Raw genomic sequence first — 16,193 nt, 5'->3', positions numbered from 1 at the left:
CCCGGAATGTCTTTGGGTGATAAGGCGGGTCCATGGGGTGTCGGGACAGGTGTTGTGCCGGGGCGCCCGGTCATGGTGCCGAAACGCTCATGTAGTCAAAAGTGGCTGGGGTATCAGGTGGATTGCAAAAAACGTGACTGCAAAAAACGTGACAGATCTATTTTAGAGCCTGTCATTGTTGATGCAGTGAGCCTAAGCAGATAGCGATCAGGCAATTCCACTTCTGATATTCAAAGCGGCACACTCGCCGCCTTCAACTGCCGCAACACAAAACTCGACACCGAATGTCGCAGCCCCGGAATCTTGTAGAGCTTCTCCCGTAGCAGCCGCTCATAGTCGCGGGTGTCCTTCACCGCCAGGCGTAGGAAGTAGTCGTATTCCCCCGACACCAGATACGCCTCGATGACCTCGGGAATGTCGGCCAGCGCCTGCTCGAACTTGTCCAGTTGCTCGTCGCTATGGTGCTCCAGCGTGACCATGACGATCAGGCCGTCGCGATAGCCCAGTTCGGTCATGTCGATGCGCGCCTGGTAGCCCTGGATGACCCCGGCGTCTTCCATCCGCTTGATCCGCTGCCAGCAGGGGCTCGACGACAGGCCGACCTGCTTGCCGATGTCCTGCAGGCTGGCCCGGCCGTCTCTGCTGAGCACCCGTAGAATACGCCGGTCCATGTCGTCCAGATGATTTTTTTGCATGTCATGAGTTCTGTGAAAGGATTTTCCGCATCCTAGCGCTACCGCCACAAAATACGAAAGCACTTTCCGCGCCTCAACGTCCAGACTAAGCATCCAGCCATACGTCCCCCAAGGGGCGTGGCAGGGCCGCCGGTGCAACCCACCGGGTCCTGCACAGAGCGCTGCCATCCCAAAAGGAAACGACGACATGCAGCAAGTCAAATACGGTGTGAACGATGCACAGGCCAGTCTCGAATTCATCCTTGAGCAGGTCACGCACGGGACTGAGGTGGTAATCGTGCGCCATGGCATCGAGATTGCCCGGATCACGCCGGTCGAAGGGCTCGCCAATCGCGGTATCACCCCGATGAGTGTGCCTTATGAGCTGCGCTAACGACCTGGCCGAGCTACCGGCGCCATACCCCCCGGCATAGTCTGCTGGATGACGCCTAAGGCCTGTTCATCGGGATTGCCTTTGCCGCCACCGGCATCGCCATCCTGGACAAGAGCGGGCTGATTACTGGCGGCATCGCCGGTATCGCGCAATTGGCCTGCGATGCGGTGCTGTTCATCGTGGCGAGCGTGTATCTGCCCCTTGGGAAAATGGCCTGGTCGCTACTCGGCACTGTCGAGATGAACGCGATCCTGATCATCTGGCACAAGCCTGGGCGTTATCGCGGCTGATTCAGGAAGTGATGGGGCCGGCCCAGGACGGGCCTCTTGAAAGGCGGGACGGTCCACCTCGGCTAGCCCGCCCTCCGGGGATGACAGGCGGGCAAGCCCCACTACTGTTCAATCAAGGCCTAGGCTATGTACGAAATCGCTTGAAACTTGGTTATGCGGCGTTAAAAACCGGCTCGGAATGCTCATTGACAACCAGTCAACTGCGCTTCCTCGCCGGTTTTTGCCTTGCCTAACCTGCGTTTCAAACAATTTCGTACACAACCTAGTGGCCTGTGGAAGAAGAGCTTGCTCGAATCCTGCTGAATCAGAGCACGGTTCCCAATGAAAATCCCGTCGTTATCAGGGAGCCGAGGGGCGCGAAGGTGACCGGCTCGTCTTCAATAAAATTGACGTTGACACTCAGGAAGTCTTTATTTTCAGGCACAGAGGAGCATCTTATATAGAAAAGTCTGTTGTTTTGATGAAAAATTTCCCACTCCTGATTGGTATCTCCCGAATAGCTCCTGACGATGAGTCTATTTTCATGCCACGTCCAGAACAGGCGATCATTCGGATGGGATCGAATGTGGAAAATAGCCTTGCCGAAGGATTGGAACTTCCAAAACGCGTTCGCCGGCGCAGGTAGGGCACGAGTCACTCTAACGATATTGGAATCCTCGTCATGAAAATGGAGAGCACTCAGATTTGAGTGAGTCGGGTGTAACACGAGCGGATTGGTTGGAAGGTTTTCCACGGGCTTGAGGTAGGGGGGGATATCTTTTTTCATTACCGTTCTCCTCGGCTTGCTGGGGAGGTAACCGCAATGAATACAGCGATGGCGAAGCACTGGGAGCGTTTGCCAAACACTGGCTGATACATAATACCCAGGCCCCAGTATAGCTTGGCGTTCTGACCTGCCACCCCGGCATTCCTCCCTCCCGCCCTTTGCCGGTAATCCGCGGGCGTCATGCCCGTCTGCTGGCTGAACGCCCGGAGGGATGTGGTGCATGATCTGCCGGGCCTGCAGGGGCGGTGATGTGCCGTCCTTTTAACGTGATATTTAAATCGCTGCCCGCAACTCTCTCGGCGATAATCCGTAATGTTTACGAAAACGCACCGCAAAACGTGACGTCGAGGCATGCCCGCTGGCCGCCGCAATCTCGCCAATCGGCCTGGGCGTTGATCTGCTGGCCGTGACGGGCGCAGCAGTGTCGCCGGCGCGCCCAGCCCATCAGCTCTTCCCGCCTGCTACTCATGGCAGGCCATTACTGTTGTGTCCTGTCTGCGTGGTTTCAGGCCAAGCGTATGATGGCATCATCGAACAAACGGTATTGGTGCGCAGCACCATCGTCGTCGGCGTACGTCACGATAAATCCGGCTACCTGTGTATTCAGGCTGGCCCAATACTCGATCAGCTTCGTCGCACAGTTTTCTCCACAAGGTTGCTTGCTGATGTGGAACTCGACCTGGGTGACTGTAGCCAACTTGGGCGCCAGTGCTTCTCCGTGAGCGGCCTTCCATTGCATTTCTGCATGATTGGCGTGGCTTGCGTTCGGGGCGCTGGTGTACATGTTTCCAAGCCTGCCCCACGTGCCATTGTCCTGGATGTGAACGGCGCAGGCGACATTCGCGGATTTTTTCACGGAGTCGTCTTCACGGCGGGTGGGGAGGGTGATGCCCGCGCTGCGTACATGGGTTAGCCAATGGCGGACCAGGGCTTTTCGCAAGATATTGAACCAGGTTTCAATCTCTGTGTTGATGATGCCCAGTTTGATGTCACTCAGGCCCGCCACCTGGTTTGCTGATTGATTCTGCAATTTGTTCAGGCCGTCGGAACTGAGTGGGTGTTGACTGATGATCGTATCGACAGCACTCCCATCCACCGTATTGTTGAGATAGGTTTTTGAATAGTGCAGGCAAAACTTTTTGGCCTGCGACTTCGCCTGTTCCGTGACATAGGTAATGAATGCTGATCCTTTCTGGCCGGAAGAGGCATCTGCCAGCAACCATTTAAGCGAACTCGCGTTTCCACTCTTGGGATACTTCGCCTGGTTTTTCCCCCATTCAGCCAGGCTGAGATTGGAAACCAGGGCGCATGATACGGACACACCGGGCAATACGATCAATTCCTTCGACATAAAAACCCCTGGTTGGACAACATTGAATAATTATCTGGCGAACATCTGCTTTAAATACCCAAGCGTCAAATGTAGCTCAGCCTGACACGCATGCTTGGCTGGAGCTTTTGTCAGATGTGCTTCACCCGGTGAAATTGCCCGAGGGGGCAAGGCGACCATGCATCAACCAGGTGCTGTGCAGGGAGTCGAGAAAGATGAGATCGGAGGCGGTTCGTTGATCATGGAGGAGCTCCTGTCATATAGGTGCCCCCCATCCCTACCGATTCAAGTGCGCTTGAACAGCTTGCGGAAGAAACCGGCCACGACCACCAGGCCGAGGATGATGAACTTCTTGAACGCCAGCAGGGCGACGCCGATCTTGGCGAACAGGCCGGCCTTGGCGGCGATGCCACCGGCGACCAGGGCGGCCAGGCCGTAAGGCGCCAGCTTGTCGGTCTTGGAGTCGTAGTCGGCGTAGCGGTTGCCATCGGTGAAGTTGGTGAAGGCGAGGATCTTCGGCGTTTCCTGCTTGATGGTCTGCAGGTCGGCCATTGCCGCGACGGCGTTGAGCTCGAGCACGCCCTCGCGACCCAGCACGCGGATGCTGTAGTTCAGGGTGGTCTGCTGTGCGTCGTCGGCCTTCAGCTCACGGGCCCAGTACATCTTGTGGGTGCCTTGGTCGTAGCTCGGTGGCTCGGCCCAGCCCAGCAGTGTCAGGCCGGCGTAACCCTGCTTACGCCGCTCCTTGTTGTCTTCCTCGTCATCGGCCTGCATCTGCTTGAGCAGGTCGGCGTAGTCGATCTTCGCCGCGTCATCGTCGGAGATGTGGCCGTCGTTCTTGTAGCTGATGATCACGCCCCAGCCATTGTCGGCCAGCGGGCTGACGGCGGTCGGGATGATCATGCCCAGGGTCTTGTGGCCCGGCGGGTTGCCCCAGGCTTCGGTCAGCAGGCGCTCGGTGTCTTCCGGCGACAGGTAGTAGAACTCGTTGTTGAGTTGCAGGCTGGCGATGCCGCTGGGAAGGGTGATGGTGCCATGCTGCTGCTTGAGCGTGGCCAGCCACTGTTCGGCGGTCTGGTGCGGTTGTTCGCTGGCGGTTGGCGCAGGCGCGGGAGTGCTGGCGGCAATGGCGGGCAAAGTGGTTGCGCTGAGCAACACTGCCGCCAACAACTGGCGCAGGTGTTTCATCGTAGTCCCTTACAATTTGAATTAATTTGACCGGCAGGATACTCGAAAAAGCTGGTCAATCGCCAGAATCTCGTGTTTGCAGCTACTGCGGTTGGGGCTCCAGGCGCTCCAGCAATAGCCGGGCGAAGGCCTCGCGGGCCGGGTGACGAGTGGTTTCCTTGTGCCAGATGAAGCTGTTCTGCACCGGCGTCAGCTCGTTGAAACGGTAGGTCGCCAGCCCTGTCGATTGTTCGAAGCGGCGCAGGATACCTTCCGGTACCAGCGACACGCCGGCGCCAGCGTTCACGCAGCCGATGATGGTGCCCCAACTGCCGTAGCTGGCGATCGGTGGGTTGCGGTCGTGTTCCTGCACCCAGTGCTTCAGCGCGGCGCGATAGGGGCAGCCGTTCGGCCACATGATCAGGGTACGACCCAGCAGGTCCTGTGCGCAGTGGATCGGCGGGCTGTCGGCGGCGCTGATCAGCACCAGGTTCTCGCGGTAGAGTCCGGTGGTGGCGATCTTCGGGTGATGCACATCGACGGCCACCAGGGCGCCATCGAGTCGGCGCTGGCGCACGTCTTCCATCAGTTGCGTCCAGGTGCCGGTGATCAGCTCCAGGCTGACTTCCGGGTAGGCACCCTGATATTCGGCGAGCAGGGCAGGCAGGTGCACGGTGGCGCAGGACTCGATGGCACCGATGCGCAGGCTGCCGGAGGGGCGGGTGTTGGCGTCGACGGCGCGCTTGGCTTCGTCCACCAGGTTGAGAATCTTCGCGCAGTATTCGAGGAAGATCTGCCCGGCCGGGCTGATGCTCAGGCCGCGCCCGGCGCGTATGAACAGTTTGGTGCCCAGCTCGCCCTCCAGTTGTTTGATGCGCGTGGTGATGTTGGACGGCACGCAGTGCAGCCGTTGGGCGGCGAGGGCGATGCTGCCGGTTTCGGCCACCGCTTTCACCATGCGCATTTGCGCCAGTTCCATGATTCGCTCCCGGTGAATTCTCGTCTCAATATTCGTCAATTGTGCTGATCGCCAGGCCGCTCAAGACTGGGTGCATTCCCTGGATCATCTTGGATGTCGCCTTGTCGTGAAAGCCCTGCCTTCGATAAAAGTTTCCCTTGCCACTGCCTCAGTCATTCTCTGCTGGGCCTATTCGCCGACCGGTATCCATATCGGCCTGGAAAACTACAGTCCCGGACACCTGGCCCTGCTGCGTTTCCTGATCGCTTCGGTGTTCATGGCCGGGGTGGCGCTGGTCAAGGGTATCGCCCTGCCGCGCCTGCGCGACCTGCCGTGGCTGTTCGTGCTGGGCTTCTTCGCGATTTTCCTGCATCACGTCAGCATCAATTATGGCCAGCAATGGGTGACGCCGGGGGCGGGCAGCGTGCTGGCGCAGTCGACGCCGTTATTCACCACGTTGATCGCCTGTTTCTGGCTCAAGGAGCCGGTGACCGGTTGGCGCTGGCTTGGGGTATTGGCCGGGTTCATCGGCGTATTGGTGGTGATCTGGGGTGATCGCGGGATTGGCACGTTCAACCCCCAGGGCTTTCTGATCGTGCTGGCGGCGTTGTCCTGGAGCATCTATTTCGCCTTGCAGAAGCACTATGCCCATCATTACAGCGGGCTGACCACGGTGTGCTACATGGTCTGGACCGGGACACTGCTGCTGTGCGTCTATCTGCCGGGGCTGGAGCAAGCGGTGACGCGGGCTTCGCTGCGGGTGAATGTGGCGGTGCTGGTGCTGGGGATTTTCCCGAGTGCCCTGGCGTACCTGGCCTGGGCCTACGTGCTGACGCATTCGGCGGTCAGCCGTTCAGCGGCGGTGCTGTACCTGATTCCGCCGGTGGCCATCGTGATGGCCGCGCTGGTGCTGGGGGTTGGGGTGTCGCCGATGGTGTTGGTGGGTGGGGCGATTGTGTTGGGGAGTGTGGTGGGGCTGCATCTGGAAGGGCGCAAGGGATCCGCTGATCGCGGGCAAGCCCGCTCCCGCAAGGGAGGCGGTGCCCATGGATTGGATTGCGAGGAGCTTGTGCCTCGGGTCCAGCCCCGGGGGGGGGGCGGACCTGAAGTGAGGTGATTCAAGGCTTGGACAAGGCGAGATCGACCGCGGCGATCAGTTTTCCCAAGTCCTTTGAGGGGGCTTTGTGAATGACGCCGAACAGGTAGGCTCGCTGTTCGTCCTCGTCGCCCATATCCGCGAAAAACGCTTTCAGTTTCACCCCCAGCGCATCAGCGAACAGAAACAGGGCTTCCACGCTGGGAGTGTAGGTGCCGGTTTCGAAACGACTGATGGTTTTGGGGTCAAAACCGGTTCTCTCGCCAAGTTCAGCCTGAGTCAGCCCTGCTACCTTGCGATAGCGTCTAATGGCCACACCCAAACTTGAAATTTCCATCGCTCAATTCCCATTTAGAATCAAGAACTTAACGATAAATATTGGCATTAGGCAACACCATGATTCATCACCTTCTATTGCATAATGTGATGCAAATCGTAGAATCGGTGGATCGGACAGGTTTTGGGTGATCGGGTTTCAGGTGGCTGTTTTATAAGTCGGGAATTGCGCGTATTTCCCCCGAGCCTCAAGCCACGCACGCCGAACCGAGCCTTCGGGTGTCTGTTTCGCGGGTTCCAGCGGTTAGTGCGTCTATCTGCTGATAACCTCGGTTTAACTCTAGTTGATCTTCTTCGAAGTTCTGCCCAACAGCGTGGCGTTGCCTGGTCGTGGACCGGGTCGGTTGTCGTGGCGAACGGGTGCTTGTCTCTGCGGGGGCGGATGCCCTGGTCGAGCGATTCAACCGGTAACTGCCCAAGTGAACTGACTCATGGATGAGACATACCGTAAGGTAGTGGATGCAGCCGCGATTTTTTCCGAAACGGATCTGGACGGTTGCATCACCTACGTCAACGAACTGTTCTGTGCGATTTCCGGCTACAGCCGCGAAGAGTTGCTGGGGCAGAACCACCGAATGCTCAATTCCGGCTTTCATACCACCGAATTCTTTACCCACATGTGGCGCACCCTGGGCCTCGGGCAAGTGTGGAAAGGGGAAGTGTGCAACCGCGCCAAGGACGGCTCGCTGTTCTGGCTCGACAGCACCATGGTGCCGCTGCTGGACGAGGTGACGGGGCGGGTGTGCCGGTACATGTCTATCCGCTTCGATGTCAGTGAAAAGCAGCGCTTGCTGCAGACCTTGCAGTGGCGAGTTGGCCATGACGTGCTCACCGGCCTGCCCAACCGGGCCTTTCTCTCGGAGCTACTGAACCAATCCCTGGATTTCGCCCGCCGCGAGCGCGTTCCATTGGCGGTGTGCATGCTCGACCTCGATGGCTTCAAGGCGGTCAACGACGGTTATGGCCATGCCTGCGGCGATGCCTTGCTGGTGCAGGTGGCCGCGCGGTTGCGCGGGATCATGCGGGGCGAGGATGTGGTGGCCCGGCTGGCCGGTGATGAGTTCGTGCTGATCCTGCGCTATGTGCGTGACAGCCAGGAACTGCAGGACGCATTGCAACGGGTGTTGTGGGCGATCTCGGCGCCTTATTCGATCCAGGAACAGCAGGTCCACGTCTGTGCCAGTATCGGTGTGACGGTGTTTCCGGATGACGATGAGGATGCCGACACCTTGTTGCGTCATGCGGACCAGGCCATGTACCTGGCCAAGCAGGGCGGGCGCAATCGCTTCCACCTGTTCGATGTGTCCCTGGACCAGGAGGTGCGGGCGACCTATCAGAACGTGGAGTCGATGCGCCAGGCCCTGGAAGCCGATGAGTTGCGGTTGGTCTATCAGCCCAAGGTGAATATGCGCACCGGCCAGGTGTTTGGCTTCGAGGCCCTGGTATGCTGGCAGAACCCGCAACGAGGGTTGCTCGAGCCTCATGAATTCCTGCCGCTAGTGGCGCAGGCCGATGTGATCGGCGAGATCGGCGAATGGGTCATCGATCGGGTCCTGGCGCAGATGCAGGCCTGGCTGCGGGCGGGGCATGAATGGCCGGTGAGTCTGAACATTGCCGCCCGGCATTTCCAGCGCGGGGACTTCGTTCCGCGGCTGCAGGCATTGCTGGCCCGCTATGCCGAGGTACCGCCGCAGATGCTGGACCTGGAGATCGTCGAGTCGCAGGCCATCGAGAACGTCCAGCGGGTCAGCCAGTGCCTGCAGGCCTGCCAGGCACTGGGGGTGAGGTTTTCCCTGGATGATTTCGGTACAGGTTATTCCTCCCTGAGCTACCTCAAGCAGTTGCCGACCCAGACCATCAAGATCGACCGCTCCTTTGTCCGCGATATCCTCCAGGACCACGACGACCTGGCCCTGACCACGGCGGTGATCGGTTTGGCCCGGGCGTTTGGCCGGGAGGTGATCGCCGAGGGCCTGGAAACCGCGGAACAGGGGCGCTTGCTGATGAGCCTGGGTTGCGAGGTGGCGCAGGGCGGGTTCATTGCCGGGCCGATGGCGGCAGGGGAGGTACCGGGCTGGGTCGCGGCCTTCGTGCCCTCGCCGCTATGGCGTGCCTTGCCCGCCCCCTAGGGGCAGGTCTTGCTGGGACGGGGTATTGCCGGTATACCGCCCGATGAACCCGTCGATCTCCCCGGACATCTTCATCTTCAGCAATGTTCGCAGGATCTTCTGCACCGGCAGGTCCGGATCGTTGCGCACCGCACAGCTGATCGGCTGTTCCTGCAGTACCGCGACCTCCCGTAGTTGCTGCTCCGCGGGCAGTTTCAGGTTGAACCGGTCCAGGTTCCACTGGCTGCTGACCGCATAGTGGTAACGCCCTGCCGCGAGCTTCTCCAGCACCAGCTCCTGGTTGCGAGCATCGTCGCGGATCAACCGATTGTCGTCGAACAGCGGCTGCAGGGTCGGATAGGTGTAGCCCAGCACCGTGCCGATCAACTGCCTGGGCAGTTCCTGCGGGACGACCTGGGCCGGAGCTTCGGCAGCACTGACGATGACGTCACGCTGCATCAGCAGGGGTACGCTCCATATATAGTCGCTTTGCTGGTTCGACAGCCAGGAGGGCGAGGTGTAGCAGTTCACATCGATGTCACCATGTTGCATGGCCAGTTGTACCCTGGCCCGGGCCAGCACGTGGAACTCGGCCGGCCTGCCGACCTGCTGGGCCAGGCTGGTCATCAGATCGTAGAAAATACCCTGGGTCGGCCGACCGTCCTGGATTTCGACCTGCGGCATGGCCCAACTGTCGGCCACGGAAAAACGCAGCGGCGCCGGGGTGGCGAAACAGTTGGCGGTTATCAGCGCAAGCGCGCCCCACACTAGACGCATCAGACTCTCCGTCGGGAGTACTACGTTCGAGACCGTGGATTCTCCCACAAAGTGCAGCCAAGACAGATTAGAGAAGCACGCCGGATGCAATTTCGCCCCTGCTCCGCTAGCATTAGCGGTCTTCCGCTTTCCAGATGCGACGGTTATCGATGAGTTATCAGGTTCTTGCACGTAAATGGCGTCCGCGCTCGTTCCGCGAAATGGTCGGCCAGACCCATGTGCTCAAGGCGCTGATCAATGCTCTGGACAGCCAGCGGCTGCACCATGCCTATCTGTTCACCGGTACCCGCGGGGTGGGCAAGACCACCATCGCCCGGATCATCGCCAAGTGCCTGAACTGCGAGACCGGCATCACTTCGTCACCTTGCGGTACCTGCTCGGTGTGTCGCGAGATCGATGAAGGGCGTTTCGTCGACCTGATCGAGATCGATGCCGCGAGCCGCACCAAGGTCGAGGACACCCGCGAACTGCTGGACAATGTGCAGTACGCGCCGAGCCGCGGGCGCTTCAAGGTCTACCTGATCGACGAAGTGCACATGCTCTCCAGCCACTCGTTCAACGCGTTGCTGAAAACCCTCGAAGAGCCGCCGCCCTACGTCAAGTTCATCCTGGCGACCACCGACCCGCAGAAACTCCCGGCAACGATTTTGTCGCGGTGCCTGCAGTTCTCCCTGAAGAACATGACTCCAGAGCGTGTGGTCGAGCATTTGACCCATGTACTAGGTGTCGAGAACGTACCGTTCGAAGACGACGCGCTGTGGCTGCTCGGGCGTGCGGCCGATGGCTCGATGCGCGACGCCATGAGCCTCACCGACCAGGCGATTGCCTTCGGTGAAGGCAAGGTATTGGCCAGTGATGTGCGGGCGATGCTCGGCACGCTGGACCACGGCCAGGTCTACGATGTGCTGCATGCGCTGATCGATGGTGATGCCAAGGCGCTGCTCGAGGCCGTGCGCCACCTGGCCGAGCAGGGGCCGGACTGGAACGGCGTGCTCTCGGAAATCCTCAACGTGTTGCACCGCGTGGCCATAGCCCAGGCGCTGCCGGAGGGGGTTGACAACGGCCATGGCGACCGTGACCGGGTCTTGGTCCTGGCCCAGGCGCTGCCGGCAGAAGATGTCCAGTTCTACTACCAGATGGGCCTGATCGGTCGGCGCGACCTGCCGCTGGCGCCGGACCCGCGTGGCGGTTTCGAGATGGTGCTGTTGCGGATGCTCGCCTTCCGTCCGGCTGACAGTGCCGCAGCACCCAGGCAACCACTAAAGCCAGTGGGGATCAGCCAGGCCACAGTTGATTCCGCGAGCAAGGTGGCTGGTCCGGCAATCGCCGCGCCGGCTGCCGTTGCTGTGGCACCCGTCGTTGAAGCACCAGCGCCGTCGGCTCCGCCAGCGCCAGCTCCGGCTCCAGTGGTCGAGGCCGTGCCTGAACCCATTGCCGAAGTGGCGCCTGAGCCTGAACCCGAGCCGGTGTCCCCGGCAGTCGAGGAAATCGACCTGCCGTGGAACGAGCCTGCCCAGGTGCCAACCCAGGAGCCGGTGCCAGAGCCTGCGCCCGTCGCAGAACCGGTCCCGGAGGCTTTCGTCGAGCAGCCAGCCCCGGTACCGCCCGTTGCTCCCGAGAATACCGTGCAGGCGGCCCCCGAATGGGCGGCCGAAGCTATTCCCGAATCGGTTCCGGCCCACATGGCCAGTGCCGCGGCGGGCCCCGACCGCGACGACGAGCCGCCGCTGGACGAGGACTACATCGAGCCGGACATGGATTCGGCCTACAGCTATCTGGATGAGCTGGCCACTGAACACGCCGCCGAGCTGGATAAACAGCCCGAGCCCGAGCCCGAGCCACTGCCCGCAGCGCAGCCGGCGACCGGCCTGGCCCTTGAATGGCTGCAACTGTTCCCGAAACTGCCGATTTCCGGCATGACCGGCAGCATCGCGGCCAACTGCACCCTGATCGCGGTCAACGGTGACGATTGGCTGCTGCACCTGGACCCGGCCCACAGCGCCCTGTTCAATCCGACTCAGCAGCGGCGTCTCAATGAGGCGCTGAACCAGTATCACGGACGCACGCTGACGCTGACCATCGAACTGATCAAGCCGGAGCAGGAAACCCCGGCCCAGGCCGCAGCGCGCCGGCGGCACGAGCGACAGAACGAGGCGGTGGCGTCGATTCATGCTGATCCGTTCATCCAGCAAATGATGCAACAGTTCGGTGCGGTGATCCGTGACGATACTATTGAACCTGTCGACGCCCTGGTGACCCAGGGCTAATAACTGAAGGGCGCGAGGCATGAGCCTTGCGTCCATTGTCCAAGCAACTTTGAGGTGATTCCCATGATGAAGGGTGGCATGGCCGGCCTGATGAAGCAGGCGCAGCAGATGCAGGAAAAAATGGCCAAGATGCAGGAAGAACTGGCTAACGCTGAAGTCACCGGCAAGGCCGGCGGCGACATGGTCACCGTGGTCATGACCGGCCGTCACGACCTCAAGCGCGTGAGCATCGATCCAAGCCTGCTCGAAGGTGTCAGCGAAGACGACCGTGAAGTGCTGGAAGATCTGTTCGCCGCCGCGGTCAACGATGCCGTGCGCAAGATCGAAGCCAACAGCGCCGACAAGATGTCCGGCATGACCGCTGGCATGCAACTGCCACCGGGCTTCAAGATGCCGTTCTAAGGTATCTGCTGTTGAACAATGCCAGGCCGAGTGCCTGGCATTGTCGTTTCCGGGGCTGCCGGCCTGCGCATTTGACGCTTGCCGGAGCCGCGGGTATAAACCGCCTCTCGCAGTTTTGTCGGACCTATTGCCATGAGCTTCAGCCCCCTGATTCGCCAACTGATCGACGCCTTTCGGGTTTTGCCCGGGGTCGGCCAGAAAACCGCCCAGCGCATGGCCTTGCAGCTGCTCGAACGTGACCGCAGCGGAGGCTCGCGGCTGGCCCAGGCGTTGGCCCAGGCCATGGATGGGGTTGGCCATTGTCGCCAATGCCGCACCCTGACCGAGGACGACCTGTGCCCGCAGTGTGCCGACACTCGCCGGGACGACAGCCTGTTGTGCGTGGTCGAAGGGCCAATGGATGTCTATGCGGTGGAGCAGACGGGCTATCGCGGCCGTTATTTCGTACTCAAGGGCCATCTGTCGCCGCTCGACGGCCTCGGCCCGGAAGCCATCGGTATTCCGCAGTTGCTGGCGCGGATCGAGGAGCAGGGCAGCTTTACCGAAGTGATCCTGGCGACCAACCCGACGGTCGAAGGTGAAGCCACGGCGCACTACATTGCTCAGTTGCTCACCAACAAGGGCCTGGTCACCTCGCGCATCGCCCATGGTGTGCCATTGGGCGGTGAGCTGGAATTGGTGGACGGCGGGACCCTCGCGCACTCGTTTGCCGGTCGCAAGCCGATCGCCTTGTAATAGGCGCGGACGTCCCATTGTCGGGGCGCCGCGCCCGGCGTTCCCGCTGGGTTTCAGGACGTCAGCAGTAGCACGATCTGGTCCAGGCGGGTGTTGGCCACCCAGGCCAGCAGCGCGCCGATGATGGTTGCGCCGCCTGCCATGTAGGCGAGACGGGCACGGATGGATTTCACATCGCTGCGTACTTCGCCGAGGTCGCGGTGGATGTATTCGAAGCGGGTTTCCAGCTCGGTGATGCGCGGTTCCATGGTGGTGTCTCCAGACGGGGCGTGCTGCTTGGCCGGGTTGCCGGATGAGGGGGATTGCCGTATCGGATCATGGTTGTCCGGCCATTGGTGGGCAGGTTGCAGGTGGGGCCTGATACAGCGCTTGAACTCGACTTCCATGTGTTCTCTCGTCCTCGAAGGTCCGGTCTCCGGGCGCCATCGCCCGGATAAAAGACACTTCGAAAACTCGCGCTATTTGGCTCGCGGGTCAATTGAGGCGATTCCCTGATCTCTATCGGAAAAGTCGCCGGCGGAGCAATGGCAGGCCGTTAGGCGTAGGGACTGTCCCAGTAGCGCTTGTACATGCCCAGGCGTTTCTTCAGCCCCTTGGGCAGGTGGCGCTCCTGTTGGCTGAGTTTGTAGGCGAACAGCTTCACCGCATTGCGCAGGAGCGAGCCCGGCCATGCGGACAGGCGTTGGGGGCCAAGGAATTTCAACTCGGACCGCACATAGCGCAAGCCTTCGCCGCCGGCGCCACCGAACGCCTGGCGTATCCACGGCTCGCGGGCATGGAACACGCCGATGTCGAAGTAACGGCAAAATTCTTCCCTGAGCGTGTAGTTGTGGGAGTGCCGACAGCAGGCACTGCCCTCATAGGCGACCTTCCAGCCGGCCAGCAACATCTTTGCCGCAACATACATGTCTTCCGAGAGGATCACGTGCTGCGGAAAACCGCCGATCTGTATCAGGGCCTGGCGGCGGTAGGCGCAGAAGGAATTGGAGGCGAACGCGGTCTTGATGCCCAGGCGCGGGGCGTCCTCCAGGCTCTTGACCTGCGAGGTGGGCGGGTAGTTGAACAGCCGCGCGTGCTCGGCCAATGGGCTGGCGTCGAGGTGTGCCAACTGCCGGCCGCAGACTGCGCCGATGCTGTCGTCGGTAAACGGCCAACTGATGTTGGCCAGCGCCTCGGGGTCTTCCAGGTAGGCGTCCTGGGTCATGAACACGTAGACGTCATAGTCCGGGTGGCGCTCGACCATCATCTGGCGGGTGCCGCCGTGGTTGAAGTCCTTGCTGTCGATGCGCAGCACGTTGGGGCAGCGCGACGCCGCCAGTTCGAACGTGCCGTCGCTGGAGCTGGAGTCGACGATCAGCGTGTCGAACACCGCCGTCTGGCGGTCGAGGGAGTCCAGCAGGCGTTCCAGATCCCGGCGGCCGTTGTAGGTCGGGATCACGCAGGCCACTTTCAGGGTCGACATGGTTCAGCCTCCAGGGATTGCCGTTGGCTGCCAGGGGCGCAGCCAGAGTGCCAGGGCGATCAGCAGCGCCAGGCTGTAGAGGGTACTCAGGCCCAATTGCAGCCAGGTACCCGTAAGAGGGTGCAGCAGCAATGCGGCGAAGATCATCACGCCGACGCCGAGCAGCCAGTGGCTGCGCCAGGGCACCTGGGCCAGCAATTGCTGGCGGCGCATCAGTAATAGACCGGTAAGAATCACTCCGCAGACGGCCGCCAGGGCGATCCCGATCAACCCCAGGAAATACGGCAGCACCGCCAGCAGCAGGGCGTTGAGCAGGCTGCCGGCCAGTTCGCAGGCGAGCGGCATGCGTGTATCGCCGGCGGCATAGGCGTAGCGGGCGAGCAGGGCGTTCCAGGCACCGAACATCAGGGGTACGGAGAACCACGCCAGCAACTCCGGCAGCGGGCTGTCGGCGGCCTGGTTGGGCAGCAGCAGGTTGACCAGTGCGGCCGCCGCGCCGATCAGCCCGGCGACCGCCGGCAGGGTCAGCAGGGTCGCGCTGGCCAGCCCCTTGCGCAACAGCGACAGGCGTTCGTTGCCAGCGCTGCCGCTCATCAGCCCGAGCAGCACCTGGTTCAGGCTCATCAGGGCGATCAGCGGCAGGTTGATCAGTTTGCGTGCCAGGTTGATCCAGGTGACCGCGCCTTCCCCCAGCAGCGAGGCGACCATCCGTTCCAGCAGTGCCAGGCCCTGGCTGGCCAGGTTGCTGCTGAGTAACGGACCGATCTGCTTGAGCAGTTCGCGACCGGCGCCGGGGGCGCTTGTCGCTTGCCAGGGTTTCCAGCCGCCGTGCAGCAAGGCCGGCAACAGCACCGTTGGCATCAGCAGGCTGCCCAGGACGCAGGCGCCGGCCAGCCCGGTGGGCGTTGCGTCATGCCGCAGGATGGCAAGGTAGAGCACCGGCGGCAGGTTGAACAGCAGCGAGCCGAGCCCGGCGAGAATGAACCGCGAACGGGCCTGCAACGGCACGCAGAACAGTGCGTGGAGGATGAAGCCGGGTGCACACCAGGCCAGCCAATGCAGGCTTCCCCCGGCCAGTTGATAGCCCTGGCTGTCGAGTCCGGGACCGATCAGCCGCACCCACAGCGGTGCGCCCACGCTCAGCACGGTGCCCATCAGCAGGCCGCAAAGCAGCAGGCGCGGGGCCAATGCCCCGAGCCAGTTGGCTTGTTCGCCAACCGAGCGTTGCTGGTACAGCGGCAGTGCCGCCGCGCTGAGCAGGCCGGCGGCGAGGGCCATGCGCAGGGCTTCCGGCAGGAACAGCGCAACCAGGAAGCTGTCGCTGCGCCCGCCGGCTCCCCACGCAGCTACCAGCAGCCACTCACGGGCGAAGCCGGCGGCCAGGCCGGTGAGGGTCGCCAGGGTCAGCCAGAGCGTCGAACCGAACATTCG

17 protein-coding genes and 1 pseudogene are annotated in these 16,193 nt (G+C 61.5%); 7 read left to right on the top strand and 11 right to left on the bottom strand.

Going from position 1 to position 16,193, the window contains the following annotated elements:
* Positions 1–230: 230 nt before the first annotated feature.
* Positions 231–695, bottom strand: a complete 465-nt coding sequence (locus tag AC6I6U_RS26500) for an Lrp/AsnC family transcriptional regulator (protein ID WP_497878947.1) — start codon at positions 693–695, stop codon at positions 231–233.
* A gap of 187 nt (positions 696–882) precedes the next feature.
* Here AC6I6U_RS26500 and AC6I6U_RS26495 point away from each other — a divergent pair, with 187 nt between their 5' ends.
* Positions 883–1,068 (top strand): type II toxin-antitoxin system Phd/YefM family antitoxin, encoded by a 186-nt coding sequence (locus AC6I6U_RS26495; RefSeq protein ID WP_497878946.1) that lies wholly within the window; start codon positions 883–885, stop codon positions 1,066–1,068.
* Between the two features lie 152 nt (positions 1,069–1,220).
* Positions 1,221–1,358, top strand: a complete 138-nt coding sequence (locus AC6I6U_RS26490) for a hypothetical protein (protein WP_497878945.1) — start codon at positions 1,221–1,223, stop codon at positions 1,356–1,358.
* A gap of 304 nt (positions 1,359–1,662) precedes the next feature.
* Here the strand turns inward: AC6I6U_RS26490 and AC6I6U_RS26485 are convergent, their stop codons facing one another.
* The 5 genes and pseudogenes from AC6I6U_RS26485 to AC6I6U_RS26465 all read right to left on the bottom strand — a co-directional run bounded on the left by AC6I6U_RS26485 (position 1,663) and on the right by AC6I6U_RS26465 (position 5,600).
* Complete coding sequence (locus AC6I6U_RS26485) at positions 1,663–2,124, bottom strand: hypothetical protein (protein ID WP_497878944.1); 462 nt, start codon at positions 2,122–2,124, stop codon at positions 1,663–1,665.
* 273 nt (positions 2,125–2,397) lie between these two features.
* Positions 2,398–2,523 (bottom strand): annotated as a pseudogene (locus AC6I6U_RS26480) (helix-turn-helix domain-containing protein); the annotation flags it as partial.
* Positions 2,524–2,629: 106 nt separating this feature from the next.
* A complete protein-coding gene (locus tag AC6I6U_RS26475; protein WP_497878943.1) occupies positions 2,630–3,475 on the bottom strand; it encodes a hypothetical protein in 846 nt (281 codons plus the stop codon).
* 264 nt (positions 3,476–3,739) lie between these two features.
* A complete protein-coding gene (locus AC6I6U_RS26470) occupies positions 3,740–4,642 on the bottom strand; it encodes a DUF2167 domain-containing protein (RefSeq protein ID WP_497878942.1) in 903 nt (300 codons plus the stop codon).
* Positions 4,643–4,724: 82 nt separating this feature from the next.
* On the bottom strand, positions 4,725–5,600 hold the full coding sequence (locus AC6I6U_RS26465; RefSeq protein WP_497878941.1) for a LysR family transcriptional regulator: 876 nt from the start codon (positions 5,598–5,600) through the stop codon (positions 4,725–4,727).
* Positions 5,601–5,706: 106 nt separating this feature from the next.
* On the opposite strand from AC6I6U_RS26465, the gene AC6I6U_RS26460 reads away from it, so the two are divergent.
* Positions 5,707–6,696 (top strand): DMT family transporter, encoded by a 990-nt coding sequence (locus AC6I6U_RS26460; protein WP_497878940.1) that lies wholly within the window; start codon positions 5,707–5,709, stop codon positions 6,694–6,696.
* 1 nt (position 6,697) lies between these two features.
* Here the strand turns inward: AC6I6U_RS26460 and AC6I6U_RS26455 are convergent, their stop codons facing one another.
* A complete protein-coding gene (locus AC6I6U_RS26455) occupies positions 6,698–7,012 on the bottom strand; it encodes a helix-turn-helix domain-containing protein (RefSeq protein ID WP_497878939.1) in 315 nt (104 codons plus the stop codon).
* Between the two features lie 430 nt (positions 7,013–7,442).
* On the opposite strand from AC6I6U_RS26455, the gene AC6I6U_RS26450 reads away from it, so the two are divergent.
* Positions 7,443–9,140 (top strand): putative bifunctional diguanylate cyclase/phosphodiesterase, encoded by a 1,698-nt coding sequence (locus AC6I6U_RS26450; RefSeq protein WP_497878938.1) that lies wholly within the window; start codon positions 7,443–7,445, stop codon positions 9,138–9,140.
* Here AC6I6U_RS26450 and AC6I6U_RS26445 read toward each other — a convergent pair.
* Positions 9,114–9,896 carry a substrate-binding periplasmic protein gene (locus AC6I6U_RS26445; RefSeq protein WP_497878937.1) on the bottom strand — a complete coding sequence of 261 codons (783 nt, stop codon included), beginning with the start codon at positions 9,894–9,896 and terminating at the stop codon, positions 9,114–9,116. The two genes, AC6I6U_RS26450 and AC6I6U_RS26445, sit on opposite strands and share 27 nt — an antisense overlap.
* 149 nt (positions 9,897–10,045) lie before the next feature.
* On the opposite strand from AC6I6U_RS26445, the gene dnaX reads away from it, so the two are divergent.
* The 3 genes from dnaX (at position 10,046) to recR (ending at position 13,300) form a co-directional block, all read left to right on the top strand.
* Entirely contained in the window at positions 10,046–12,163 is a 2,118-nt protein-coding gene (gene dnaX, locus AC6I6U_RS26440) for a DNA polymerase III subunit gamma/tau (RefSeq protein ID WP_497878936.1), read from the top strand.
* 63 nt (positions 12,164–12,226) lie between these two features.
* Positions 12,227–12,565 (top strand): YbaB/EbfC family nucleoid-associated protein, encoded by a 339-nt coding sequence (locus tag AC6I6U_RS26435; RefSeq protein ID WP_497878935.1) that lies wholly within the window; start codon positions 12,227–12,229, stop codon positions 12,563–12,565.
* Between the two features lie 132 nt (positions 12,566–12,697).
* Positions 12,698–13,300, top strand: a complete 603-nt coding sequence (gene recR, locus AC6I6U_RS26430) for a recombination mediator RecR (RefSeq protein WP_497878934.1) — start codon at positions 12,698–12,700, stop codon at positions 13,298–13,300.
* Positions 13,301–13,353: 53 nt separating this feature from the next.
* On the opposite strand, the gene AC6I6U_RS26425 is transcribed toward recR, so the two are convergent.
* The 3 genes from AC6I6U_RS26425 to AC6I6U_RS26415 all read right to left on the bottom strand — a co-directional run bounded on the left by AC6I6U_RS26425 (position 13,354) and on the right by AC6I6U_RS26415 (position 16,190).
* Complete coding sequence (locus AC6I6U_RS26425; protein WP_497878933.1) at positions 13,354–13,686, bottom strand: hypothetical protein; 333 nt, start codon at positions 13,684–13,686, stop codon at positions 13,354–13,356.
* A 149-nt stretch (positions 13,687–13,835) separates the two neighbouring features.
* Positions 13,836–14,762 (bottom strand): glycosyltransferase family 2 protein, encoded by a 927-nt coding sequence (locus AC6I6U_RS26420; RefSeq protein WP_497878932.1) that lies wholly within the window; start codon positions 14,760–14,762, stop codon positions 13,836–13,838.
* Between the two features lie 3 nt (positions 14,763–14,765).
* Complete coding sequence (locus tag AC6I6U_RS26415) at positions 14,766–16,190, bottom strand: lipid II flippase MurJ (RefSeq protein ID WP_497878931.1); 1,425 nt, start codon at positions 16,188–16,190, stop codon at positions 14,766–14,768.
* Positions 16,191–16,193: the final 3 nt, after the last annotated feature.

The sequence above is a fragment of the Pseudomonas sp. UTLPPB19802 genome (assembly GCF_059730225.1).
The sequence above is the reverse complement of the archived record's forward strand: the minus strand, read 5'-3'. Positions and strand labels throughout refer to the sequence as shown.